Origin of the sequence: Campylobacter concisus, assembly GCF_003048615.2 — a bacterium.
Lineage (GTDB): Bacteria > Campylobacterota > Campylobacteria > Campylobacterales > Campylobacteraceae > Campylobacter_A > Campylobacter_A concisus_C.
The window spans coordinates 1,310,548-1,334,280 of sequence record NZ_CP049263.1 but is presented as its reverse complement, the minus strand read 5'-3'; the positions used below and the strand labels follow the sequence as shown (position 1 = coordinate 1,334,280).

Below are 23,733 nucleotides of genomic sequence, written 5' to 3'. Positions count from 1 at the left end.
TTTTGTAATAAAGCTAAGAGTAGAGCTTCAATTTTAGGTTATTTTTCTATCTTCTTAAATTTTATTTTTTTGATCTTATTTTTAACTACATGAAATTTTGAAGCCGCAGCCGAGCATAGATCCTTGTAGGTAACTAAAATTTTTGACTCTTTTTTAGTGCAAATGACTGCAAAAACGCTCTCAAGGTCGATTCTCTCTTTTTGTGTTAAATTTTCCATCTATTTTCCTAGCAATTTTCTCATCTTATTGACAACAAATAATATTTCATCATCGTCAAGCTCACATAGCAGTTTGCAAACAGCAGCAGCAGCTTGTGGCTTTGAGTTTCCAAGTCTCCAGTCCTGATATGTCCTCATAGGCACGCCAAGATCTTCTGCCATTTTTGCTTGTGAAATTTTCTTACCGATATTTTTTGCCTCAACTGCATTGTGAAGCAAATTAAATATATCACTTGTTTCAATCATTGGAGAATTATACGTTATTTATCATTAAATATACCTAAAATATTATATAAATAATGTAAAATAGTATATAAATATCAAGATTAACTATTAAATATACTAAAAACTATTTATAATATACGTTAAAACGTATAAAAATCTTTTAAATTCTTGAATAAAATTAGAAATTTTGGGTTTTATGTTGAAGTTAAATTTTTTATTTTGCTTTAAATTTTATTTGTTTTTACGCAAAGCTTATAATATAGGTATTAGAAAAGTTTAGTTATATAGGCTAAATATATATAAATAAATTTTTTTAACTTATATACTTGACATTGATAAACTAAAGTTGTATAATCCGCTTAGCAATTAAAAAGAAAGAGTGCTAAAAGTGAGTAAAACAAATAAACGCGATTTGATATTAAATTCTATCATTGAAGCCTATTTGCAGGACAATGCGCCTATTGGTTCAAACGAGCTTGGCTCTCGTATGAGCATGGCGATACCAGCATCGACGATACGTGTTTATTTTAAAAAGCTTTCAGATGAGGGCGAGATCACAAAGCTTCACATAAGTGGCGGCAGGATCCCAACTATCGCTGCGATGAGAAGATATTGGAGTGAAATTTTTACTGAGAACGACATAAGTTTAGAGATAAATGACCCAAGAAGCCTAAAGATGCTCTGTGATGAGTTTGAGCTTTATTGTATGATTTTTGGCACGATCGATAAGGAGTTGCTAGAAATTTTAAATTTAAATGATAGATATCTGGTTTTAAATTTTAGTGGCGATGAGATTGTCGTCAAATTTGACGCTAGGATGTATAAATTTTTAAACAACCTTATCGGAGTTAGTTTAGACAAGCTTGAGCTTATCTGTTCTCAAGTTGGCTTAAGCGAACTAAAAAACAAGATAAGAGAGCTTAAAAGGACTAAAATTTACTTCCAAGAAAACGAAATTTTAGCCTTTGATATGTTTAAGGATAGATGCTTTAAGATGGTTTTTGACCCAAGTTTTAGCTTGCAGATGGACGAAAAACTTACATTTTCTCCTATGTTTGACGAAAATTATATGGGGCTTAAATTTAAAGCAAACTACCTTGGTAGCGAGGCGCAGATGATCTGTGCTGGCAGTGTTTATACTGATTATGTGAAATTTATAAATCTAATAAAGGAGGCCGCGTGAGCGAAGAGGTAAAAGAGCAAAATCTACCTGAGGTTGAGCCTATGCAAGAGGCAGCTAGTGATAGCGTAAATTTAGATGCACTTGGCGATATCTCAAAAGTGGAGAAGCTCGAAAAAGAGCTTGGCGAGATCACTGATAAATATTACAGAGCAAATGCTGAGTTTGAAAATATCAAAAAGCGTTATGAAAAAGAGAAAGCAGACGTTGCAAGCTATGCAAATGAGAAATTTGCAAGGGACTTGCTACCAGTCATCGATGCACTCGAGATCGCTGCAAATTTTGACCCAGAGGATGATGAATTTGCTAAAAAGATCAAAGAGGGCATTTTGATAACGATAAATCAGTTTAAGAAATGTTTTGAAAAGCATGGCGTGAGCGAGATCGCAACTGATGCCGAGTTTGATCCAAATGTGCATAATGCCGTTTTAAGGGTCGATAGCGAGGAGAAGCAAAGCGGTCAGATCGTGCAAGCTTTACAAAAAGGCTATATGATAAATGGTAGGGTTTTGCGCCCAGCTATGGTCAGTGTGGCAAACTAAATTTAAAAAATAAATCTAATAAAGGAAAAATATGTCAAAAGTTATAGGTATAGACTTAGGTACAACAAACTCTTGTGTGAGCGTTTTTGAGCGCGGCGAGAGCAAGGTTATCCCAAATAAAGAGGGTAAAAACACAACTCCATCTGTTGTTGCTTTTACAGATAAAGGTGAAATTCTAGTAGGTGACGTTGCAAAACGTCAAGCAGTTACAAACCCTGAAAAAACGATATATTCTATCAAACGTATCATGGGTTTGATGAGCAATGAAAAAAATGCTGAAGAGGCAAAGGCTCGCTTGCCATATCACGTTGTAGATAGAAATGGCGCTTGCGCGGTTGAGATCGCTGGTAAGGTCTATACTCCGCAAGAAATTTCAGCAAAAATTCTTATCAAACTAAAAGAAGATGCTGAAGCATACCTTGGTGAAAAGGTAACAGATGCGGTTATCACTGTGCCTGCATACTTTAACGATAGCCAAAGAAAGGCTACAAAAGAGGCTGGAACGATCGCAGGACTAAACGTGCTTCGTATCATCAACGAGCCAACAGCTGCGGCGCTTGCTTATGGTCTTGATAAAAAAGAGGCTGAGAAAATTTTAGTTTATGACCTAGGTGGCGGTACATTTGACGTTACAGTTCTTGAAACTGGCGATAACATCGTTGAAGTTTTGGCAACTGGTGGTAATGCATTCTTAGGTGGTGATGACTTTGATAATAAGATCATCGACTGGTTGGTAAGTGAGTTTAAAAATGAAACTGGTATCGATCTAAAAGGTGATATCATGGCGCTTCAACGCTTAAAAGAAGCAGCTGAAAATGCTAAAAAAGAGCTAAGCTCAGCTCAAGAGACTGAGATAAATTTACCATTTATCACAGCTGATGCGACTGGCCCAAAACACCTTGTCAAAAAGCTAACTCGCGCTAAATTTGAAGGTATGATCGACTCACTTGTGGGCGAGACTATCACTAAGATAAATGAAGTCATCAAAGATGCAGGTTTAAGCAAGAGTGACATCAAAGAGGTCGTAATGGTCGGTGGTTCAACTCGTGTGCCACTTGTTCAAGAAGAGGTTAAAAAGGCATTTGGCAAAGAGTTAAATAAGAGTGTAAATCCAGATGAAGTCGTAGCTATCGGTGCTGCGATCCAAGGTGCGGTTATAAAAGGCGATGTTAAAGACGTGCTACTTCTTGACGTTACTCCACTTAGCCTTGGTATCGAGACACTTGGCGGCGTGATGACTAAGATCATCGAAAAAGGTACAACGATACCAACCAAGAAAAGTCAAGTTTTCTCAACTGCTGAAGATAACCAAAGTGCCGTTACTATCATGGTTTTACAAGGTGAGCGTGAGTTTGCAAGGGATAATAAATCACTTGGTAACTTCAACTTAGAGGGCATCCCAGCAGCTCCAAGAGGTGTGCCTCAAATAGAAGTTGAATTTGACATCGACGCAAACGGAATTTTAACCGTTTCAGCAAAAGATAAAGCGACTGGCAAAGCCCAAAACATCACTATCTCAGGATCAAGCGGCCTTAGCGAAGATGAGATAAATAGCATGGTAAAAGATGCTGAGCTTCACAAAGAAGAGGATAAAAAGCGCAAAGACGCAGTTGAGGCTAGAAACCAAGCCGATGCACTTGTTCATCAAACTGAAAAGAGCATGAGCGAGCTTGGCGAGAAAGTCCCAGCTGAGGATAGAAGCAACATCGAAGCTGCGCTAAATGACCTAAAAGAGGTCTTAAAAGATGAAAACTCTTCAAAAGAGCAAATCGATGCAAAAGTAGAAGCTCTAAGCAAAGCTAGCCACAAACTAGCAGAAGCTATGTATAAAAAAGATGAAAACGCTGGTGCAAACGGCGGAAATAACAAAAAAGACGACGACGTCATAGACGCTGAAGTCGAGTAAAACTCCTAGAGCAGGGCAATCAGCCTTGCTCTTTAATTTCACATCCACACCCTTAATCCAAATCAGCAATCCTTTCAAATAAACCCAATATAATGCCAAATAAAAAGGCAAAAAATGTATCTTTTTTCTCTTATTACGCATTTAGTTTGTGCCATTATCTTTATAGGATATGTATTTTTTGATGTTTGCATATATCCATTTGCTAAAAAAACGATAAGTCCTCAAACTCTTGAAGCTGTCAAAAAAGCTTACACAAAAGGCAGTGCAAAGGTTTTTGGCACGGCATTTTTACTACTTTTGATAAGCGGAGCTTTTATGGCAAAGGACTATCTTGGAGGCGAACATGGCTGGTGGCAGAGCAACTTTCAAAAGCTTTTGCTAGCAAAGATCGCTGTCTTACTTCTAATGTGCCTTATCACTTTCATCTCTGTTTTTAATGTCACTATCTTAAAAAAGCCAGATCCGTTTGGTAAATTTTCACATCTCATAGCTCTTGTGCTTTGTCTAGCAATGGTCATTTTAGCAAAACTTATGTGGTGGCTTTAGCAAAACTTGGTCATAAATTTAAAGCACAAATTTACAACCAAGCCCAAATAAATTTAGTCAATGCTCTTTAGCTTATCTTTATTTAGCCCTTCTTCTATGCGCTTGATCTCCTCGCTTCCATCTCTCACGACGCTTTTGTCGTATTTTAAGTACTCATCTATCTTTTTTGGATACTCGACATGAGTTAGGATAAATTTAAAGACATTTAGTCTCGCCTCTTTTTTATTGTCACTTGAGACGATCACCCATGGCGAGATGCTGTTGTGAGAGGCAAGTAGCATCGAGTATTTGGCGATGGAGTACTGATCCCAAAGCTCTTGCGCTTTTTGATCTACTGGAGAGATCTTAAACTGCTTTAGCGGGTCATTTAGACGCTCTTTGAAGCGCTTTTTTTGCTCCTCTTTTGTGATCGAGAGATAAATTTTAAAGAAAATGATGCCTGAGTTTATGATCATCTCTTCAAATTTTGGCACTTCACGCAAGAACTCTTTATGCTCAGCCTGCGTACAAAAGCCCATCACTGGCTCAACCCCAGCCCTATTGTACCAGCTTCTATCAAAGATCACGATCTCGCCAGCGCTTGGCAGATGTGTAACATATCTTTGAAAGTACCACTGCGTCTTCTCGACGTCACTTGGCTTTGTAAGCGCCACGATACGGCAACCGCGCGGATTTAGATGCTCAGTTAGGCGCTTTATCGTGCCACCCTTGCCAGCCGCGTCTCGACCCTCCATTAGCATAAGCACTCTAAGACCCTTGTCTTTGACATGATTTTGGAATTTTAAAAGTTCTATCTGAAGTAGCCTTAGCTCTTCTTCATAGCCAAGTTTATCGCTCTTTTGGTGCTTTTTATCTTTTGACATCATCGCTCCTTTTAAAAATTTCACGCTTTTTCACGATTTTACTATAAAATAGAATAAATTTAAGAATTTAGACTAAAATCATCTCTTTTGATTTAGCAAGGATTAGCATGTTTTTTAAATTTATTTTCTCTCTCATTTTGTTTGCAGGCTCGCTTTTTGCCGAGGTTTTAGACGTTAGTAAGGCGTTTGTTTTAAGCCCAAGTATCGATGAACAAGGTGTTGAGATCAAGTTTAAATTTGGCGAAAATATCTACCTTTACAAAGATAGCTTTGAGGTTAAACTTGGCGAAGAGAAGATAAACAGCCTCTTAAATATGCCAAAGAGCGAAAACACCGGCGAATACGAAATTTATCCAAAAGATTTTTCGCTGTTTATCCCATTAAATTTAATAAAAGAGCATCTTAAAAATGGCAATGCTAGGCTAAATTTAAACTATCAAGGTTGTGCTAAAAATGGCATCTGTTACCGCCCGCAAACTAAAATTTACGACATCTTTGAGAAATTTGGCAAATTTAGCATCATAGCCTTTGAAAAAGAGCAAAAAGACGAAACAAATCCTGAATTTACAGAGCTTTCAGAAGATCAAAGCATCGCAAATGAGCTAAGCAGCAAAAACTTTTTTATCTCGCTTGCGACATTTTTTGGCTACGGTCTCTTACTCTCGCTCACACCTTGCGTATTTCCGATGATACCGATCTTATCAAGCATCATCGTCTCAAAGGGTGGCAGCCTAAATGCCAAAAAAGGCTTCTTGCTCTCGCTAGTTTATGTCGTTGCAATGAGCCTAGCCTACGCACTAGCTGGCGTTGGGGCAAGCCTGCTTGGTTTTGGCATTGCAGGGGCACTCCAAAACATCTACGTGCTTGGCGCATTTGCAGCCATTTTTGTCATCTTAAGCTTTAGTATGTTTGGCTTTTACGACATCAAACTGCCCTCAAAATTTGAAAACCTAATCAGCAAAAAGTCACAAAACAGCTCAGGCCTTGTTGGCGTTTTCATCATGGGCTTTGCCTCAGCGCTCATCGTCTCACCTTGCGTGGCAGCACCGCTAGCAGGCGCACTTCTATACATCGCGCAAAGTGGAGACGCCATTTATGGGGGCATAATGCTCTTTGTCATGGGGCTAGGCATGGGCGCGCCGCTTCTTGTGATAGGGCTAAGCTCTGGCAAACTCTTGCCAAGACCTGGTGGCTGGATGGATGAAGTTAAAAAACTCTTTGGCTTTTTGATGCTCATAATGGCAGTTTGGATACTAGCACGCGTGCTTGGAGCGTTTTTTGAGCTACTAGGTTATGGCGTCATAGGCGTTTTTGCGGCCATTTATCTTGGCGCTTTTGAGGCAGCAAATAGCGGCTGGGCTAAATTTAAAAAAGCGCTTTGCATGCTAGTTTTTATCTACTCGCTCATGCTGATAATCGGCGCATTTTTGGGCTCAAAAGACGCGTTTTCGCCGCTTTCTGGACTAAATTTAGCCAAAAACGAGAGCGAGCTAAATTTCAAACAAGCTAGAAATTTAAACGAGCTAAATGAGATGATAAAAAGCTCAAGCAAGCCAGTGCTAGTGGATTTTTATGCCGACTGGTGCGCGAGCTGCAAAGAGATAGAGCACATCACTTTTAAGGATGCTGGCGTGAAAAATGCTTTGGCAAATTTTACGCTTATTCGCATCGACGTGACAAGCGGTGGGACGCAAAACGATGAGATGTTAAGAAATTTTGGGCTCATCGATCCGCCTGCACTTCTACTTTTTAAAGACGGCGAAGAGCAAAAAGCACTTAGAACGATCGGCTTTATAAATGCTAAAAATTTCATAGCAAAGCTTGAGAAAATTTAAATAGCCTTATCTTTGCTCTTGCAAAGATCGCTTAATATGCACTCAAAACAAAGCGGCTTTTTAGCCTTGCAGGTGTAGCGTCCAAAAAGAACCATCGCTTGATGAAGCTTGCCAAGATCAGTTTTAAAGGCAAGAGTTAGATCCTCTTCTGTTGCTTCTGGTGTCTTTGCCTCGCTTAAGCCAAGTCTATGTGATACTCTAAAGACATGCGTATCAACGGCCATTACGTTTGCGTTTGTCGCCTCTAAAAGCACGACGTGAGCGGTCTTTTGCCCAACTCCAGCAAGGGCTTTTAGCTTCTCTTCATCAAGTGGGATTTCTCCGTTATAAAGCTCAACCACGCTGTTTGCCATCTTGATCAAATTCAGGGCCTTATTGTTAAAAAAGCTGCATGAGTTTATCATGAGTTTTAGGCTGGCTAAATTTGCACTTGCTAGCTCAAAAACATCTTTATACGCCTCAAATAGGGCAGGGGTGATCAAATTTACCCTTTTGTCTGTGCACTGAGCTGAGAGCATGACGCAGACAAGAAGTTCATATAAATTTCTAAACTGAAGCTCGCTTTTGGCGTCTTTAAACTCTTCTAAAAGCCTTTTTTTTATCTCTAAAATATCTTTTTTTGTTCTCATTTGGCTATTTTACCTAAAATTGCAAGTTAAACGAAAAGTTACCGCATTATTTGATATAATCCTGCCCATAAAATCAATTTTTTAAAGGATTTATATGAAAAAATTTTTGTTTCCAGCAGTTTTAAGTTTAGCTGCAGCTGTCACTCTAAACGCAGCAGTAGTTGCAACAGTTGATGGCGATGCTATAAACGATAGCGATATTTCAGCGCTTTTATCAGCAGCTATGCCAGGTTTTGACGCTAGCAAGCTTCAACCAAATGAGAAAAAACGTATAATCGACGATCTAATCAACAGAAAACTTCTTTTAAAAGACGCAAAAGCGACAGGCATTGAAAAAGATGTTGATTACATCAAGGCTGTAAAAGCTGCACAAGAAGGCATCGCAGTTGAGCTTTATATGAGAAAATTATTTGACGGCATAAAAGTAAGCGATAGCGATTTAAGAGATTTTTATAACAAAAACAAAGCTAGCATGAACCAACCAGCTCAAGCAAGAGCAAGACATATCTTAGTTGAAGATGAAAAAACAGCAAACGACATCATCGCTCAACTTAAAAATTTAAAAGGTGAGGCGCTAACTAAGAAATTTGCAGAGCTAGCAAGCCAAAAATCAATCGACAAAGGCTCAGCAGCACACGGTGGCGAGCTTGGCTGGTTTGGTCAAAGCCAAATGGTAAAACCTTTTGCAGACGCAGCATTTTCAATGGCTAATGGCACAGTTTCAACTAAGCCAGTTAAAACTCAGTTTGGCTACCATGTTATCTTAAAAGAAGATGGCAAAGCTGCTGGCACTGTAAGCTTTGAACAAGCAAAACCAGAGATCGAGCAAGCTGTAAAAATGGAGAAATTCCAAGCTGCTGTTAGACAAAAAAGTGAAGCTCTACGCCAAAAAGCAAAGATAGAATACAAATAAAATTTGGAGGATAAAATGGGCGTTTTAGATATCGTAAAACCTGGTGTTTTAAGCGGAGATGATGTAACAAAACTTTATGCTTATGCCAAAGAGCAAGGTTTTGCAATACCTGCTGTAAATGTCGTAGGCAGCGACTCAGTAAATGCTGTTTTAGAAGCGGCAAAGGTTGCTAACTCGCCTGTTATCGTTCAGTTTAGTAATGGCGGTGCAGGTTTTTACGCTGGTAAAGCCTGCGAAAATGCAGCCGTTCTTGGTGCGATCGCTGGCGCAAAACATGTTCATCTGCTCGCCAAGGCTTACGGTGTGCCAGTCATTTTACACACTGACCACGCCGCTAGAAAGCTTTTGCCTTGGATAGATGAGCTAGTAAAAGCAAGTCATGAGTATAAAAAAACTCACGGCGTGCCACTTTTTAGCTCTCACATGCTTGATCTTAGTGAAGAGAATATCAACGAAAATTTAAGCACGTGCGAGAAGTATCTAAAAGAGCTTAGCGAGCTTGGCATCAGCCTAGAGATCGAGCTAGGCGTCACTGGTGGCGAAGAAGATGGCGTAGATAACACAAGCGTTGATAATGCACTTCTTTACACCCAGCCAGAGGACGTCGCGCTTGCTTATGAAAGACTAAGCAAGATAAGCGATAAATTTAGCATCGCGGCTAGTTTTGGCAACGTTCATGGCGTTTATAAACCGGGCAATGTCGTGCTAAGACCAGAAATTCTTAAAAACTCACAGGCCTATGTCGCTAAGAAATTTAACACAAAAAGCGACAAGCCAGTAAATTTTGTATTTCATGGTGGTAGCGGCAGTGAGCTAAAAGATATCAAAAATGCTGTAAGCTACGGCGTTATCAAGATGAACATTGACACCGATACTCAGTGGGCTTTCTGGGACGGCGTGCGTGAGTATGAGGCCAAAAATAGAGCATACTTGCAAGGTCAGATCGGCAACCCAGAGGGCGAAGATAAGCCAAATAAAAAATACTACGACCCAAGGAAATGGCTAAGAAGTGGCGAGGAGAGCATGGTTAAGCGTCTTCAGACTGCTTTTAGCGACTTAAACTGCCTAAATAGGAACTAATCCTATGCAAAATCAAAATGATTTTAGTGAGCTAAGCGTGCCAAAAGAGCGCCAAGCTCACTCTTTCTTTGTCTTTTTTAAAGTTATCTTTATCCCTTTAGCTATCTATATCTTGGCGATACTAGCGTATCTTGGCGTTATAAATTTTCAGATGAAGCTTCACACCATCGTGATGATGGGCGTTATACTCTTTGTGGCGTTTATATTTTCACGCCACAGCGCCTTGGTAGCTTACTCAAATTTTTTAGCAAATGCCAAAGATTACAAGATAAGGCTAAAAGAATTTATCATCGCTCATCTCTTTGAAATTTCAGGCGTCAAAAAGGCAAACGCTAAATTTGAAGATTTTTTCGAGAGCTATACAAGAAATTTTAGAAATGACAACCTAGCAAACATCGGTCAAGCAGTCTTTCCTATGCTTGGAATTTTGGGCACATTTATCAGTATCGCTATCTCTATGCCAAGCTTTAGCTCAAGCACCGCAAACGGACTTGAAAAAGAGATCGCTATACTGCTAAATGGCGTGGCTACGGCGTTTTATGTATCGATATACGGCATATTTTTGGCGCTTTGGTGGATGTTTTTTGAAAAGATCGGCATTAGTAAATTTGAGAGATTTTACAGCGAGCAAAAAGAGCTAAGCCGTGAGTTTTTCTGGCAGGAAAATGAGCTAAATGCAAATTTCATGAAAGCAAGTGTAGGCTACTTTAAAGATAGCCACGACGCCTTTAAAATGGTGCTTGACGATAAATTTGTAAAAGAGCTAAGCGAGCAGACAAATGAGAAATTTAACAGCCTAAAAGAGCTTTGCGAGGTTGAGAAAAATATCATCAATCAAAGCAAGGCAGAACTTAGCGCAAGTTTAAAAATGCTAAATGAATCTGGACTAAAACAAGATGAATTTGTAAAAATCCACTCCGATATATTAAAGGCGGTTGGCGCGTTTTCTAATGCCTTTAAAGATATGGAGGTTAAAATTTTAACCGAGCATGCAAAGCTTGGCGAAATTTTTAGTAGAAATTTAAACGCTACAAAAGAGAGCCAGCTTAAATTTGAGCAGACTATCAAGAGTTTTGACGCCATTTTAAAAGAATTTTCTCTCTCTTTGATGAAAGAGCAAAACGAGGCACTAAAGGCATTTAGAGCCTCGCTCGTGGAGAGTGCTACGATATTTAAGGCAGCGTATGAGCAAGAGGGCAGGAGCTTGGAGCGTGAAAAAGAGCGCGAGAGCCTCATTGCTGAGCTTAAGAAGAACATAGACGAGATCGATAAAGAAGCAAATTCTGTAATAGAAAAAATCGAAAATCTAGTGCAATGAAAATAAACAAAAATAACGAAGATCAATCGAGCTTTTGGGTTTCGTACGCGGACTTGATGGCGGGTCTGCTCTTTGTTTTTATGCTACTAATAGGCGCTGTCGTCGTAAAATACGTCCTAACTCAAAACACCCTTGAAAATAAAGAGCAAGCCATCATCGCAGCACTAGCAAATTTAAAAGACGCTCAGGGTAAGAATTTCACCCTCGAAGAGCTAAATGACGCCCTAAAAAGTGAGCTTTCAAAGATAAGCGACGAAAACATAAATTTAAAAAAATCAAATGAAATTTTCGTCATCCAAATAGACGCCCTAAAAGAAAAGCTAGCCCGGCTCATAGATGAAAACAAGGACGCAAATGCGAGCATAAAAGAGCTAAATGCTAGCATTTTTGATCTAAATCAAAAGATGATCGTGCTAAATGATGAAATTTCATCAAAAGATAGAGCGCTTAGCGACGCAAATGCAAGTAGCGAGAAAAATTTAGCCAAGATCGCCTTTTTGCTCGAGCAAGTAAGCAAAAAAGAGGCTAGATATGACGAGCTCTTAAGGGATCTAAACGTCACTCGTGACAGGGTCAAAAACCTAACTGGCATAAGGGTAAAAGTGATCTCCGCCCTAAAAGATAGGCTAGGATCTAGCATTGAGATCGACCCAAACTCAGGCGCGCTAAAGCTTAGCTCATCAGTGCTTTTTGATAAGGGCAGTGCGGTCTTAAAAGAAGAAGTCAAAGAGGAGCTAAAGGCCACGCTTAGTAAGTATTTTGACGTGCTTTTAAATGATAAAGAGATCGCCTCAAACATCGATCAGATCGTCATAGAGGGCTTTACAGATAGCGATGGAAGCTACATTTACAACCTAGAGCTTTCGCAAAAAAGAGCCTATGCGGTGATGGAGTTTATAAACTCATTTAGCGACGATGCACGCCTTAGAAAGCTGCTTGTTGCAAGTGGGCGAAGCTACAACGAGCTAGTTTTTAAAGACGGAGCCGAGGACAAGGACGCTTCAAGACGCATCGAGATCAAATTTTCACTCTCAAACAAAGAGGCTATCAACGAGATAGAGAAATTTTTGGAGTTTAAGGGTGATTGATAAAATTCGCTTAAGAGGGCGAGAATTTTGGCTTTTAAGGGACGATCTGCTAGGAGAGTTTAACGGCAACAAAGCAAGAAAACTAGAGTATTTTCTAAAGGCCGATCTTAGCGGCATCAAAGCCATCGTATCTCATGGCTCAAGCCAGTCAAATGCCATGTATAGCCTAAGTCTTTTTGCTAAACTAAAAGGGCTTAAATTTTACTACGTCATCTCTCATCTAAGCTCAAATTTAGAGCAAGATCCAGTTGGAAATTTCAAATTTGCACTTGAAAATGGCATGGAAATTTTTGTAAAAGAGGAGCGCGAGAAATTTGCTAAAGAGCTAGCAAAGAGCGAAAATGCGCTCTTTATAAACGAGGGTGTGGCGCAGAGTGAGGCTGAGCTTGGCTTTATCACGCAGGCACGCGAGATAAATGAGTGGAGCAAAAAAAGTGGCATAAAGCCTGATATCTTCTTGCCCTCAGGAACAGGTACAAGCGCATGCTACCTGGCAAAACACACCGATCTTAGGGTTTTTACTGCTCCTTGCGTAGGGGATAGCGACTATCTAAAAAAGCAAATTTATGAGCTAGATAAAAACAGCAAAGTGCAAATTTTAAATCCGCCAAAGAAGTATCATTTTGGAAATTTATACAAAGAGCTTTATGAAATTTGGCTTGAAGTGTGCAAAAGTGGCGTAGAATTTGAGCTTATTTACGACCCAGTCGGTTTCATCACGCTTTTTGCAAATTTAGACAAGCTTGGGAGTGAAATTTTATATATCCACCAGGGCGGAATTTTAGGTAACATTACACAAAAGCAAAGATATGAGAGAAAACTAAAAATAAAGGATCATAAATGAAATTTTTACACAGCAGCGACGCTGACTTTGAGAGTAAATTTTCGCAGCTTGTTAGACGAAGTGACAATGACATGAGTGCCGTGATGCCAGTGGTTGCAGGCATAATAGACGAGATAAGAAAAGATGGTGATAGCGCGCTTTTTGCACAGATAAGCAAATTTGATAAATTTAATGTCACAAGCAAAAACGACATAATAATCGACGTAAAAGAGATGGAAGCAGCCTATAACTCGCTAGATAACGCCCTAAGAGTGGCTCTAAATTTAGCCTATGATAGGATAAAAAGCTATCACGAGCGCACAAAACCAAGCGACTGGACCTATAAGGACGAGCACGACATCTTGCTTGGCGCAAAATACACTCCAGTTGATCGCGCTGGCCTTTATATCCCAGGTGGCAAGGCCGCATACCCTAGCTCGCTTCTCATGAATGCTATCCCAGCAATCGTTGCAGGCGTAAAAGAGATCGTTGTCTGCACCCCAGCACCAAATGGCAAGGTAAATCCTCTGCTTCTTGCTGCGATGCATCTATGTGGTATCAAAACAGCCTTTAAAATAGGCGGTGCAAGCGCGATCGCAGCGATGGCGTACGGCACAGCAACCGTGCCAAAGGTCGATGTCATCACAGGACCTGGCAACATCTACGTAGCGACTGCTAAAAAGCTAGTTTATGGCGACGTGAATATCGATATGATCGCAGGCCCAAGCGAGATAGGCGTGATAGCTGATGATAGCGCGGACCCTCGCCACATAGCGATCGATCTACTCTCGCAAGCTGAGCACGACGAGATCGCGAGTGCCTTTTTGATAACGCCAGTCGAGGCCTTTGCAAGAGCAGTGCAAAGACACGTAGAGGACGAGCTAAAAACTCTAAAACGAGAACCAATCGCTAGTGCTAGCATGAGAAACAAAGCCGCTATCATCGTCGCAAAAGATTTGCAGGAGTGCTTTAAACTGATGAACGAGCTTGCTGTGGAGCACCTAGAGATCGCTACAAATGACGCTTTGAGCTATATGGACGAGGTAAAACACGCTGGAGCGATATTTTTTGGACACTTCACGCCTGAAGCGATGGGCGATTATTTAGCTGGACCAAACCACACCTTGCCAACTGGCGGAAGTGCGAGATTTTACTCACCGCTTGGAGTTGAAAATTTCATGAAGCGAAGCTCTATCATCTCGGTTAGCAGAAAAGGCATCATGCATCTTGGCAAACCATGCATGCAGCTAGCCGAAGCCGAAGGATTAACAGCCCATAAAAGATCAATTGCTGTGAGATTAGAAGACTAAAAAGGGCAAAGAATTTAGGAAAAATGGCTTTTTTCTAAATTCTTTTTATAATATTTTTTGCTTTAAGAAATATTTTTGCAACTTTTTATGAAATTTATAGTAAAATCCATCACAAAACTACTAAAAAAGGAGTTGATATGAAGTTAGGAACTTATACTGCAAACCAGGCTTCAGGAAACTATTATTTAGATCAAGCTAAAAATAGCGAGAAAAAGGCGCTAAACGCCATCTCTGCAAATAGCGAGATCAAAGCATCAGGTGCAAATTTGCAAATCGCAGAGAGCTTACTTTCGCAAACAAATGTCCTAAATGAGGGCATGGCAAATGCAAACGAAATGATCGGTATGCTTCAGATCGCCGACTCAACGCTTTTAAATTTAAGCGAGAGTGCGGACAAGATCGGCGAGCTATCAAGCAAGCTTTCAAACCCAGCTCTTTCAGCGAACGAGCAAAAGGGCATAAAAGGCGAGATAAATGCGCTTAAAAATGCGATGAGCGACAGTGTAAAAGAGGCTAAATTTAACGGCAAAAACGTTTTTGACGCCGAGCTTGGCTTTTTCACAGGCGAGGGCACAAAAAATATAAATTTAAGTACAAATGCTCTTTTAAATGTTAAAGAGGATGGCTCAAATTCTGGCGATATTTTGAAAAATATAAATTCACTTCGCTCAGAGATCGGCTCGACACAAAATGCTGTATTTAAGGGTATGAACGCTCTGGCTGCTAGAAGCGTAGCAAACGCTATTAGCGTAGAAAATCTTGATAGCAGCGACATCGCAAAGAGCTTGGAAGAAAATTTACAAGCAAATTTAAAGCTACATGCTGCTTCTTTGGCTAAAGCTCATGACACTACGAGCTTGGCTGCAAAACTAGATAAACTTCTAGGCGAATAAATTTTTACCGGCCTTGTGCCGGTAAAACTCTCTTTTTATTTTTTATGCTTTACTTTTTGATTTTAGAATATATTTGCAAATCAAAAATTTGATATTTCTCATTTGAAAATTTGTAGCAAGTGTACCTTTTTTTTATCTATTTTTATAGCTTATGTACCTTTTTTTATCTATTTTTGTAGCAAGTGTACCCTCAAAACGAAGGTTAGATTAATTATACTTTAAGATGAGAGCTATATGTAATGTTTAAAACAATTTTTGAGTATATATGCTATAAAAAAGATATCTTTAATAGCTATCGAAGTGGTAAATTTTTGAAAATTTGTAGCAAGTGTACCTTTTTTTTATCTATTTTTATAGCTTATGTACCTTTTTTTATCTATTTTTATAGCTTATGTACCTTTTTTTATCTATTTTTGTAGCAAGTGTACCCTCAAAACGAAGGTTAGATTAATTATACTTTAAGATGAGAGCTATATGTAATGTTTAAAACAATTTTTGAGTATATATGCTATAAATTTTTCAAAGAGAAAGTCCTTTAAAGGGTATATATGCTAATAATTTACCAAAAGAAAAGCTGTCAAAGCAAGAGTATATACACCAAAATAGGGCATAACACTATACAAAAACATTAAATTTTTACTTGTATCTTTTAGTGCTTTGGTCGCAAGAATAGCTTAATTATAGACTAGAGAGTAAATTTCAGAAATTTGCAGAGTTTAGGTACAGATGCCCAAAAGGGCAGGGCTTGTTAGCCCTCGATGTAGTTTTTAAGTTTTCTACCAACTTTTGGGTGTTTTAGTTTCTTGATAGCTGAGCTTTCTATCTGGCGGACGCGCTCACGAGTGACGTTTAGCGCCTTGCCGATCTCTTCAAGCGTGCGGTCGCTCTCATCTTCAAGCAGACCAAATCTCATCGAAATAACCGCCTTTTCGCGCTCATTTAGCTGTGAAAGCACATCGTCGATCTGCTCTCTAAGGTCACTTTTTAAAATTTGATCTATCGGAGAGAGCGAGGTTTTATCCTCGACAAAATCTCCAAATTTACCGTCTTCTTCGTTTGCGATCGGAGCTTCAAGGCTGATAGGCTCTTTTGTGATCTTTATCACCTGTTTTACCTTATCAACGCTTAGTCCGACCTCTTTTGCGATGACGCTTACGTCAGGCTCTTTTCCCTCCTCTTGGAGGTATTTGCGGTTGATTTTGTTGATACGATTGATCGTTTCTATCATGTGGATAGGTATCCTAATCGTCCTTGCCTGATCAGCGATCGCGCGCGAGATAGCCTGGCGGATCCACCATGTGGCGTAGGTTGAAAATTTATAGCCTTTTCTATATTCAAATTTATCAACCGCCTTCATAAGACCGATGTTGCCCTCTTGGATGAGGTCAAGAAATGGCAAGCCCCTGTTTGTATAACGTTTTGCGATGCTTACGACTAGACGGAGGTTTGACTTAGCCATTCTAGCTTTTGCTTCGTCTGAAATTTTCTTTCCACGCTTGATCTGCTCTAAAATCTCTTTTAGTCTTGCTGGCTCAAGGTCAAAGCCCTGTTTGCTAGCCTCTTTTGTCGTAAAAAGCTTTTTGATCTCGACATAGGTTGAGACCATCGTAGCCTCTGGCACGCGAGCCGCGATCTCTTCTTTGCTAAGCTTGATGATATCTTTTAAGATGCTTTTGTGATTTTTCTTTAGCTCGTCACTAAACATCGGCAAGCGATACTCCAAGCGTTTTAGCTCTCTATCAAATTCATCGTCGCTTTTAAGAGCCGTCTCCATTGATTTTACGATCTCGCTAATTAGCTTACTTGTTGGACCAAGATCCATCAGCTTCTCTTTTAAAATTTTCTTTTTAAACGCAAGCGTCATCTTTGAAGCTGTGTCGTCGCTTTCAACTTTATCTTGCTTATTTGCAGTCTTTAGCCACTCTTTTTTAGCCTTTTCTAGGGCTTTGAAACTCTCTATAACTTTTTCTGCACGCTTGTCGTTTTTGGCTGATTTCTTAGGAGTTTCGTTCTCTTCGTTCTCCTCATCCTCTTCGTCTATATCCTCTTCGCTATCTTCATTTTCGTTTTCGCTCTCATCTTCAAAGCTTTTAAAGAGCTCTTTTACGCGGCGCTCTCTGTTGATAAGCGGCTCTTTGTAGTCAAGTATGAAATCGATCAAAAACGGCACCGAGCAAAATGCATCGATGATGATATCTTCGCCAAGCTCGATCCTCTTGCTGATCTCGACCTCTTCTTCTTTTGTAAGAAGCGCAATCTGACCCATCTCTCGTAGATACATCCTTACTGGGCTATCTGATCTTGACCACTCTAAAAGGTCGCTCTCGCCTGAAAGATCGAGGTCTTCGTCGATATCTTGGTCGCTTTTTTGAGCATTTTCTTGACGTTTTTTAGCATCGGCTAAATTTCTAAGTTTTGCAGCTTCAGCAGATGTGATGAGCTGGACTTTGTTTGTTTTTGCTAGTTGTTCTATCTTTTTTACTATCGTAGCCGTCGGAGCTTTGTCTAATAATTTTACTAATTTTTCGTATGTCAAAAAGCCTTTTGCATTTTCAACAAAAAGCTCTTCTATCTGAGAAAAAGAGTCTTTTGCGGCGCTCATAAATTTCCTTTCAAATCGTATTATTGTGATTTAAGTGTTGGTTAAAAGAAAATGGATTATACCCAAAATTTTTAAAAAGTGTATAAAAAGAAAGTTGGAACGATGATTGCTTAGTAATTCTAAAAAATCAAATTTTGATTAGGAAAATTTATGCAAAATGGTTATTATCAAGCCACTGCTGGCATGGTAACGCAGTTTAACAGACTAAATGTCATCTCAAACAATCTTGCAAATGTAAATACGATCGGCTACAAGCGAAACGACGTAGTTATCGGCGACTTTGCGAGAATTTTTAAAGAGACGCAAGATGAGCTTCCGATTAAAAATCACACAAAAGACGGAGCTAAATTTCTAAATAGAACGCTTGATCGTGTGCCACAAGTGAGCGAAGAGTACACCGACTTTAGCGCTGGTGGCTTTAAATACAGCTCAAATACGCTTGACTTTGCGATAAAAAGAGACGATGCCTTTTTCTTAGTCGATACTCCAAATGGTGTAAAACTAAGCAAAAATGGCTCTTTTAGCCTTGACGCGGACGGATATATCGTCACAAAAGAGGGTTGCAGGGTGCTACCAAGTGGCTATGAAGCGCAAAATCTTGGTCAAAGAGGCATCCAAGTGCCACAAGGCGAGGTGCTAACCGTTGATAAAAATGGAAATTTATACTCAAATAACAATCAATTTTCTAAATTCTACATCGCTCAGCCAAGAGAGATAAGAGATCTAAAAAAGGTTGGAGATAATCTCTTTGAGAGTAGAAATTTTGACGACATAACCGAGCTTGACGAGGCTGATAGTGTGATGCAAGGCTACGCTCAAATGTCAAACGTAAATCCAGTCTTAGAAATGGTGGGTCTAATAGAAACCCAACGCTTAGTTGATATGTATCAAAAGGTTATGACAAGTCACATGACTGACCTTAACCAAGATGCTGTTCAAAAACTAGCCCTAAAAGCTTAATAAAAGGATAAAACTATGATGAGATCACTTTACACTGCGGCCACTGGCATGATCGCCGAGCAGACGCAGATAGACGTAACCTCACACAACATCGCAAACGTAAATACCTATGGATATAAGAAAAATAGGGCTGAATTTGCTGACCTTATGTATCAAGTCATGGAGTACGCAGGCACGGCTACTAGCCAAACTACTACAAGCCCGACAGGCATCGAAGTAGGCCTTGGTGTGCGCCCAACAGCGATAAATAAAATTTTCTCTCAGGGCTATTTTAAAGAGACTAGCAACAACCTAGATATGGTCATAGCTGGCAACGGCTTTTTTCAAATTCAACTCCCTGATGGCACGACGGCATACACCAGAAACGGCGCATTTAAGCTTGACGCAAACGGCACGATCGTAAATAGTGACGGCTACCAGCTCATCCCGCAGATCACTGTCCCTGCAAATGCGACGCAAATTTCAATAGGCACAGACGGCACCGTCTCAGTGCTTCAAGCTGGCGAAACCGATATGGCTCAGATAGGTCAGATCGAGCTAGCAAATTTCATAAATCCAGCCGGTCTTCACTCAATGGGTGATAACAACTACCTTCAAACAAGCGCTAGTGGCGACGTGGTGGTAGGTGTAGCAGGTCTTGACGGACTTGGCACCATTAGACAGGGCTTTGTCGAGATGAGTAACGTGCAACTTGTTGAAGAGATGACCGACCTCATTACCGGCCAGCGCGCATACGAGGCGAACTCAAAGGCGATAACTACGAGTGATTCGATGCTAGAGATAGTAAATGGACTTAAAAGGTAGGTGATATGGACGCGACTTTGGCTATTGTTGGACTCATACTCGTTGCTTTTACGCTCGATGTTTTTTACTTTTCACATAAGACCCCAAAGGGCAAGGGTCCCAAAAGTCAGGTGCACTAAATTTATAGAGCATTGTAAATTTGGCAGTCTTCGCCGCTAATTAGCTCGCAAGAGTATTGATAGTTTTTTTATCGCCAAGTTAAAGCAGTAAATTTATGTTTTATAAAACACTATAGAGGATAGAAAATTTAATTTGCTAATACCCAAGCTTATCTAATAAATTTCTCATATCACAGCCCTTTTTAAAGCCTAGCTCGCATGATCTTTGAAAGTAGCTTTTGGCAGTCATTTTGTCCTCTTTTTTACCGTTATCTAAAAGCGCGTAGTTTAAAAATCTGGCATATCTATTTAATATGATAGTTTGATTAAGCTCGCTATCAACGTCGTTGTAGCCATTTAGATAGATGAGCGCAGCGCTGTAACAACCCTCTTTCATATCATTTTCGCAAGCTAGTAAAAATATCTTTTGTAGCTTTTTAAAATCTTTATCATCGCTTGATGAGTTATAAATTTTTGTGGCAGCCTTGTAGCAGCTCGTTAAATTTGCTCTTATATCGCCCTCGCTTTGGCACATCTCATCTAAATTTTCTGCATTTAAAAGAACAATGAGGGATAAAAACAAAATCAAATTTTTCATAAACGCTCTTTAGTGAAAATCTCTAACTATCTCGCAAGCCTCTTTAAGGCCTAGCTTGCAAGCTTTTTTAAGCTCTTTTTCTGCCAACTTTTTATCCTTTTTTGTCCCTATGCCATGGTAATAAAAATATGCAAGATGTTTGCACCCACTTGCGCTATCTAGCCTGCACGCTTTGTTGTAGTATCTAAACGCCACTTCATCGTCTTTTTCTACGCCAAGTGCGTCGTCGTAAAGGCTGGCTAGGTTATTACAAGCATCGGCAAAGTCAAGCTTGCAAGCTTTAAAATAGAGCTTGTTAGCCTTTTCATACTCTTTTTGCTCTTGATATAAGCTCGCTAGGTTGTAGCAAGAGATGCTAAAGTTATTATCACAAGCCTTTTTGTAAAGCTTTACCGCCTCTTTGTAGTTGCGCTTTACACCTGGGGTGTTGTGGTATAAAACGGCTAGGTTGTAGCATCCTTCATAGAAATTTTGTTCGCAAACTTCTTTGTAAATTTTAGCAGCCTTTTTGTAGTCTCTTTTTACGCCGCCGCCGTTATTATATAAAACTGCGATGTTAAAACAGCTTTGTATAAAAGCTAGATCGCAGCCTTTTTTAAAAGCTTCTAAAGCCATTTTGTGATCTTTCATCTCTTGATACTCAACACCAAGGTTGTGGCAGGCAAATTTATTGCTCTCATTGCAAGTTTTGTTAAGAATTTCTATTGATTTTTTCGCATCTTTTTTTACGCCAAGTCCGCTTTTGTAAAACTCAGCCAGATAGATGCATGCGTCTAAATTTTTAACCTCGCACTCACTTTTGTAAATTCCAAATAGCCTTTTATACTCATCATCGCTGTATCTGCGGCTAAAATCAATGCAGTTATCCTCGATATTACAGCTATTTGCTTGAGGGATTTTGATCTTTGGATTTGTTGTTAAGGCTATTAATTTTAGTGTTAAAAATATTAGTAAAACTATCTTTTTCATAGGAATTTTCTTTATAAATTTTGTTGCTATTTTATAAAATTTAGTTTTAAAATGCGAGCAAGCAGTTAAATTTATAAAAGCAAAAACGCCTCTTTAAATTTAAATTTTTAAATTTTTGCTAATATTTTGGCTTTTTATGAAGGTAAAATTTGACATTTAGCTACGTTTTTAAACTATCTATTCCTATCTTTATGGGCTATTTTCCGCTTGGTGTCGCCTTTGGCGTGCTGGCAAAAAGCATGGGAGTGAGCGCATTTATCGCCATGGCGCTTAGCATGCTTGGATACGGCGGAGCAGCGCAGTTTATGATGCTCTCGCTCTTTAGCGTCGGCACGAGCTACGTTGAGGTATTTATCGTGAGCTATCTTGTAAATTTGCGTCACACTTTTTATGGAATTTCACTTTTAAAAGAGTATAGCTGGATCAAATTTAAGCTCTTAAACATCGCTTTGCTAACAGATGAGACCTTTGCGATATTTAAAAATTTGGGGCTAAAAGATGCAAGTGATCGAAGCTTTGTCTTTACCTGGCTAAATTTTTTATCTTGGTCTTACTGGGCAGCTGGAACGCTTCTTGGAGCGATACTTGGTGACTTTATCAAGGCCGATACAAGGGGGCTTGAGTTTAGCTTAACAGCGCTTTTTACAGTGGTCGTCATCGAGATGTTTAAAAATGATAAAAACTACCGCGTGCTCTTTGCGGCGGTCTTTTTTGGCGTGCTTGGAGTGAGCCTCTTTCCAGCTAAATTTGTGCTTGTTGGCTCGATGGCACTTTGTTTTGTATTTTTGCTTTTGTTTAAGGATAAAATTTGATAAGTGTAAGCTCAAGCGAGATGGTGCTTTTTGTGGCTGTGCTTTTAAGCGCCTTAGCTACTTTTATAACGAGAGCGACGCCGTTTTATGCGTTAAGAAACTATAAGCCAAACCCTTATTTAGACGCCATTGAGAAGCACATGGGCATGATGATAATGGTCGTTTTGGTCTGCTACGGGCTAAAAGATACGAAATTTAGCGAGTATCCATACGGCTTAAGCGAGATAGTAGCGGTTTTTACGGCTGTTTTGGTGCATTTGAAATTCAAAAATGCCCTTCTTAGCATAGTCGTTTCAACTGGAATTTATATGCTTTTGATAAGAATTTTTTAAATAAATATAAATTTTAAAAATTAATAAATTTTTTAAATATATGACGTTATAATGCTCTAGCAAATTTTAATGCAAAGGAGCTAAAATGCGTTTAATCTTTAAGGCGGTGTTACTCATGATTTTAGGTGCTACTTTAGCGGTTGCTAAGCCAACCATCTACATCCTAGCTACTGGTGGAACGATAGCAGGAAGCGGCTCAGGTTCGCTTGATTCAAGCTATACTTCTGGAACTGTTACGGTCGATAAACTAATCGCAGCCGTGCCAGATATCAACAAGATCGCTACCATAAAAGGTGAGCAAATTTCAAATATCGGCTCACAAGATATGAACAATGAAGTTTGGCTTAAGCTTGCAAATAGAATAAATGAGCTTCTAAACAGTGGCAAAGCCGATGGTATCGTCGTTACTCACGGCACAGACACTATGGAAGAGACAGCTTACTTCTTAAATTTAGTCGTTAAAAGCGACAAGCCAGTCGTGCTTGTAGGTGCGATGAGAAATAGCGGCTCACTAAGCGCAGATGGCCCACTAAATTTATTTAACGCTGTAAATGTAGCTATTAGCAAAGATAGCGTAGGCAAGGGCGTTGTAGTTGTTATGAATGACGAAATTCACGCGGCTCGTGAGGTGACAAAAACTAACACTACAGGCGTTGATACATTTAAATCACCAAACAGCGGCAAGATCGGCACAGTCTTTTATGGCAACGTAAAATACTATATGAATCCGATCAGAAAACACACAGCAAGCTCAGCATTTGACCTAACTGGCGTAAAAGAGCTTCCAAGAGTCGATATCATCTACTCTCACGCAAATGACAACCCTGACTTTGTAAATTTAGCTGTTAAAAACGGCGTAAAAGGTATCGTTAGTGCTGGTCTTGGCAACGGCAACCCTTACTTTAGCGTGCTAGAGGCTCTTGGCGAGGCTTCAAAAGCTGGCGTAGTGGTAGTTCGTGACTCACGTGTGGGAAGCGGCGAGACAACTATGAACGGCGAAGTCGATGACGCAAAATACGGCTTTTTAACATGCGACAATCTAAACGCTCAAAAAGCTAGAGTGCTTTTGATGCTTGCTCTTACAAAAACAAGCGACAAAGCTAAAATTCAAGAGTTTTTCTTAACTCACTAAACTTAAATTCTCGTGGCGGAACTATTAAATTTATAGCTCCGCCCTCTCTTTTTCAAA

General features: G+C 39.6%; 24 protein-coding genes. 17 read left to right on the top strand and 7 right to left on the bottom strand.

What is annotated here, in order from left to right:
- Nucleotides 1-38: 38 nt before the first annotated feature.
- Nucleotides 39-218 (bottom strand): hypothetical protein, encoded by a 180-nt coding sequence (locus CVS89_RS06775; RefSeq protein ID WP_021084321.1) that lies wholly within the window; start codon nucleotides 216-218, stop codon nucleotides 39-41.
- Nucleotides 219-464, bottom strand: coding sequence for a DNA-binding protein (locus CVS89_RS06770; protein ID WP_009294123.1), 246 nt, complete (start codon nucleotides 462-464; stop codon nucleotides 219-221).
- Between the two features lie 367 nt (nucleotides 465-831).
- Between CVS89_RS06770 and CVS89_RS06765 the strand changes: the two genes are divergently transcribed.
- The 4 genes from CVS89_RS06765 to CVS89_RS06750 all read left to right on the top strand — a co-directional run bounded on the left by CVS89_RS06765 (nucleotide 832) and on the right by CVS89_RS06750 (nucleotide 4,617).
- On the top strand, nucleotides 832-1,626 hold the full coding sequence (locus tag CVS89_RS06765) for an HrcA family transcriptional regulator (RefSeq protein WP_107847733.1): 795 nt from the start codon (nucleotides 832-834) through the stop codon (nucleotides 1,624-1,626).
- Entirely contained in the window at nucleotides 1,623-2,165 is a 543-nt protein-coding gene (gene grpE / locus CVS89_RS06760) for a nucleotide exchange factor GrpE (protein WP_103640103.1), read from the top strand. Before CVS89_RS06765 ends, grpE begins: the two co-directional genes overlap by 4 nt.
- A 31-nt stretch (nucleotides 2,166-2,196) precedes the next feature.
- Nucleotides 2,197-4,071 (top strand): molecular chaperone DnaK, encoded by a 1,875-nt coding sequence (dnaK, locus tag CVS89_RS06755; RefSeq protein WP_002942660.1) that lies wholly within the window; start codon nucleotides 2,197-2,199, stop codon nucleotides 4,069-4,071.
- 114 nt (nucleotides 4,072-4,185) lie between these two features.
- Nucleotides 4,186-4,617: a trehalose-6-phosphate synthase gene (locus tag CVS89_RS06750; RefSeq protein WP_107847683.1), complete on the top strand. Its 432-nt coding sequence runs from the start codon at nucleotides 4,186-4,188 to the stop codon at nucleotides 4,615-4,617.
- 53 nt (nucleotides 4,618-4,670) lie between these two features.
- On the opposite strand, the gene ppk2 is transcribed toward CVS89_RS06750, so the two are convergent.
- Nucleotides 4,671-5,480 (bottom strand): polyphosphate kinase 2, encoded by an 810-nt coding sequence (ppk2, locus tag CVS89_RS06745; protein ID WP_002942696.1) that lies wholly within the window; start codon nucleotides 5,478-5,480, stop codon nucleotides 4,671-4,673.
- A 107-nt stretch (nucleotides 5,481-5,587) separates the two neighbouring features.
- On the opposite strand from ppk2, the gene dsbD reads away from it, so the two are divergent.
- Nucleotides 5,588-7,315: a protein-disulfide reductase DsbD gene (dsbD, locus tag CVS89_RS06740; RefSeq protein ID WP_103594081.1), complete on the top strand. Its 1,728-nt coding sequence runs from the start codon at nucleotides 5,588-5,590 to the stop codon at nucleotides 7,313-7,315.
- Here the strand turns inward: dsbD and nth are convergent.
- The gene (nth, locus tag CVS89_RS06735) at nucleotides 7,312-7,944 is read right to left on the bottom strand and encodes an endonuclease III (RefSeq protein ID WP_107847684.1); all 633 of its coding nucleotides are present in this window, start codon (nucleotides 7,942-7,944) and stop codon (nucleotides 7,312-7,314) included. The genes dsbD and nth overlap by 4 nt on opposite strands.
- A gap of 94 nt (nucleotides 7,945-8,038) precedes the next feature.
- On the opposite strand from nth, the gene CVS89_RS06730 reads away from it, so the two are divergent.
- The 7 genes from CVS89_RS06730 (at nucleotide 8,039) to CVS89_RS06700 (ending at nucleotide 15,369) form a co-directional block, all read left to right on the top strand.
- Nucleotides 8,039-8,857, top strand: coding sequence for a peptidylprolyl isomerase (locus CVS89_RS06730; RefSeq protein ID WP_009294116.1), 819 nt, complete (start codon nucleotides 8,039-8,041; stop codon nucleotides 8,855-8,857).
- A 15-nt stretch (nucleotides 8,858-8,872) separates the two neighbouring features.
- Complete coding sequence (gene fbaA / locus CVS89_RS06725) at nucleotides 8,873-9,937, top strand: class II fructose-bisphosphate aldolase (RefSeq protein ID WP_021092185.1); 1,065 nt, start codon at nucleotides 8,873-8,875, stop codon at nucleotides 9,935-9,937.
- 4 nt (nucleotides 9,938-9,941) lie between these two features.
- On the top strand, nucleotides 9,942-11,255 hold the full coding sequence (locus tag CVS89_RS06720; RefSeq protein WP_107847685.1) for a MotA/TolQ/ExbB proton channel family protein: 1,314 nt from the start codon (nucleotides 9,942-9,944) through the stop codon (nucleotides 11,253-11,255).
- Nucleotides 11,252-12,343 carry an OmpA family protein gene (locus CVS89_RS06715; RefSeq protein WP_103609058.1) on the top strand — a complete coding sequence of 364 codons (1,092 nt, stop codon included), beginning with the start codon at nucleotides 11,252-11,254 and terminating at the stop codon, nucleotides 12,341-12,343. The genes CVS89_RS06720 and CVS89_RS06715 overlap by 4 nt, the downstream gene beginning before the upstream one ends.
- Nucleotides 12,336-13,187 carry a pyridoxal-phosphate dependent enzyme gene (locus CVS89_RS06710; protein WP_107847686.1) on the top strand — a complete coding sequence of 284 codons (852 nt, stop codon included), beginning with the start codon at nucleotides 12,336-12,338 and terminating at the stop codon, nucleotides 13,185-13,187. The genes CVS89_RS06715 and CVS89_RS06710 overlap by 8 nt, the downstream gene beginning before the upstream one ends.
- Complete coding sequence (gene hisD, locus CVS89_RS06705) at nucleotides 13,184-14,476, top strand: histidinol dehydrogenase (protein WP_107847687.1); 1,293 nt, start codon at nucleotides 13,184-13,186, stop codon at nucleotides 14,474-14,476. Before CVS89_RS06710 ends, hisD begins: the two co-directional genes overlap by 4 nt.
- 137 nt (nucleotides 14,477-14,613) lie before the next feature.
- Nucleotides 14,614-15,369, top strand: coding sequence for a flagellin (locus CVS89_RS06700; protein WP_196088134.1), 756 nt, complete (start codon nucleotides 14,614-14,616; stop codon nucleotides 15,367-15,369).
- A gap of 748 nt (nucleotides 15,370-16,117) precedes the next feature.
- On the opposite strand, the gene rpoD is transcribed toward CVS89_RS06700, so the two are convergent.
- Nucleotides 16,118-17,971, bottom strand: coding sequence for an RNA polymerase sigma factor RpoD (gene rpoD, locus CVS89_RS06695; protein ID WP_107847689.1), 1,854 nt, complete (start codon nucleotides 17,969-17,971; stop codon nucleotides 16,118-16,120).
- Between the two features lie 150 nt (nucleotides 17,972-18,121).
- Here rpoD and CVS89_RS06690 point away from each other — a divergent pair, with 150 nt between their 5' ends.
- The gene (locus CVS89_RS06690; protein WP_107847690.1) at nucleotides 18,122-18,931 is read left to right on the top strand and encodes a flagellar hook-basal body protein; all 810 of its coding nucleotides are present in this window, start codon (nucleotides 18,122-18,124) and stop codon (nucleotides 18,929-18,931) included.
- 15 nt (nucleotides 18,932-18,946) lie between these two features.
- Nucleotides 18,947-19,735, top strand: a complete 789-nt coding sequence (gene flgG / locus CVS89_RS06685) for a flagellar basal-body rod protein FlgG (protein WP_002942100.1) — start codon at nucleotides 18,947-18,949, stop codon at nucleotides 19,733-19,735.
- A gap of 255 nt (nucleotides 19,736-19,990) precedes the next feature.
- On the opposite strand, the gene CVS89_RS06680 is transcribed toward flgG, so the two are convergent.
- On the bottom strand, nucleotides 19,991-20,431 hold the full coding sequence (locus tag CVS89_RS06680) for a sel1 repeat family protein (protein ID WP_107847691.1): 441 nt from the start codon (nucleotides 20,429-20,431) through the stop codon (nucleotides 19,991-19,993).
- A gap of 9 nt (nucleotides 20,432-20,440) precedes the next feature.
- Complete coding sequence (locus tag CVS89_RS06675; RefSeq protein ID WP_107847692.1) at nucleotides 20,441-21,400, bottom strand: tetratricopeptide repeat protein; 960 nt, start codon at nucleotides 21,398-21,400, stop codon at nucleotides 20,441-20,443.
- A 149-nt stretch (nucleotides 21,401-21,549) separates the two neighbouring features.
- Here CVS89_RS06675 and CVS89_RS06670 point away from each other — a divergent pair, with 149 nt between their 5' ends.
- From CVS89_RS06670 to CVS89_RS06660, 3 genes are all read left to right on the top strand, one after another.
- On the top strand, nucleotides 21,550-22,212 hold the full coding sequence (locus CVS89_RS06670; RefSeq protein WP_107847693.1) for an AzlC family ABC transporter permease: 663 nt from the start codon (nucleotides 21,550-21,552) through the stop codon (nucleotides 22,210-22,212).
- Entirely contained in the window at nucleotides 22,209-22,544 is a 336-nt protein-coding gene (locus CVS89_RS06665) for a branched-chain amino acid transporter permease (RefSeq protein WP_021085868.1), read from the top strand. The genes CVS89_RS06670 and CVS89_RS06665 overlap by 4 nt, the downstream gene beginning before the upstream one ends.
- Nucleotides 22,545-22,659: 115 nt before the next feature.
- On the top strand, nucleotides 22,660-23,676 hold the full coding sequence (locus CVS89_RS06660; protein WP_430393993.1) for a type II asparaginase: 1,017 nt from the start codon (nucleotides 22,660-22,662) through the stop codon (nucleotides 23,674-23,676).
- Nucleotides 23,677-23,733: the final 57 nt, after the last annotated feature.

Coding starts and splice junctions, on each gene's coding strand:
- CVS89_RS06775 (WP_021084321.1), bottom strand. CDS start 218: ATGGAAAATTTAACACAAAAAGAGAGAATCGACCTTGAGAGCGTTTTT.
- CVS89_RS06770 (WP_009294123.1), bottom strand. CDS start 464: ATGATTGAAACAAGTGATATATTTAATTTGCTTCACAATGCAGTTGAG.
- dnaK (WP_002942660.1), top strand. CDS start 2,197: ATGTCAAAAGTTATAGGTATAGACTTAGGTACAACAAACTCTTGTGTG.
- CVS89_RS06750 (WP_107847683.1), top strand. CDS start 4,186: ATGTATCTTTTTTCTCTTATTACGCATTTAGTTTGTGCCATTATCTTT.
- ppk2 (WP_002942696.1), bottom strand. CDS start 5,480: ATGTCAAAAGATAAAAAGCACCAAAAGAGCGATAAACTTGGCTATGAA.
- dsbD (WP_103594081.1), top strand. CDS start 5,588: ATGTTTTTTAAATTTATTTTCTCTCTCATTTTGTTTGCAGGCTCGCTT.
- nth (WP_107847684.1), bottom strand. CDS start 7,944: ATGAGAACAAAAAAAGATATTTTAGAGATAAAAAAAAGGCTTTTAGAA.
- CVS89_RS06730 (WP_009294116.1), top strand. CDS start 8,039: ATGAAAAAATTTTTGTTTCCAGCAGTTTTAAGTTTAGCTGCAGCTGTC.
- fbaA (WP_021092185.1), top strand. CDS start 8,873: ATGGGCGTTTTAGATATCGTAAAACCTGGTGTTTTAAGCGGAGATGAT.
- CVS89_RS06720 (WP_107847685.1), top strand. CDS start 9,942: ATGCAAAATCAAAATGATTTTAGTGAGCTAAGCGTGCCAAAAGAGCGC.
- CVS89_RS06715 (WP_103609058.1), top strand. CDS start 11,252: ATGAAAATAAACAAAAATAACGAAGATCAATCGAGCTTTTGGGTTTCG.
- hisD (WP_107847687.1), top strand. CDS start 13,184: ATGAAATTTTTACACAGCAGCGACGCTGACTTTGAGAGTAAATTTTCG.
- CVS89_RS06700 (WP_196088134.1), top strand. CDS start 14,614: ATGAAGTTAGGAACTTATACTGCAAACCAGGCTTCAGGAAACTATTAT.
- rpoD (WP_107847689.1), bottom strand. CDS start 17,971: ATGAGCGCCGCAAAAGACTCTTTTTCTCAGATAGAAGAGCTTTTTGTT.
- CVS89_RS06690 (WP_107847690.1), top strand. CDS start 18,122: ATGCAAAATGGTTATTATCAAGCCACTGCTGGCATGGTAACGCAGTTT.
- flgG (WP_002942100.1), top strand. CDS start 18,947: ATGATGAGATCACTTTACACTGCGGCCACTGGCATGATCGCCGAGCAG.
- CVS89_RS06680 (WP_107847691.1), bottom strand. CDS start 20,431: ATGAAAAATTTGATTTTGTTTTTATCCCTCATTGTTCTTTTAAATGCA.
- CVS89_RS06675 (WP_107847692.1), bottom strand. CDS start 21,400: ATGAAAAAGATAGTTTTACTAATATTTTTAACACTAAAATTAATAGCC.
- CVS89_RS06660 (WP_430393993.1), top strand. CDS start 22,660: ATGATTTTAGGTGCTACTTTAGCGGTTGCTAAGCCAACCATCTACATC.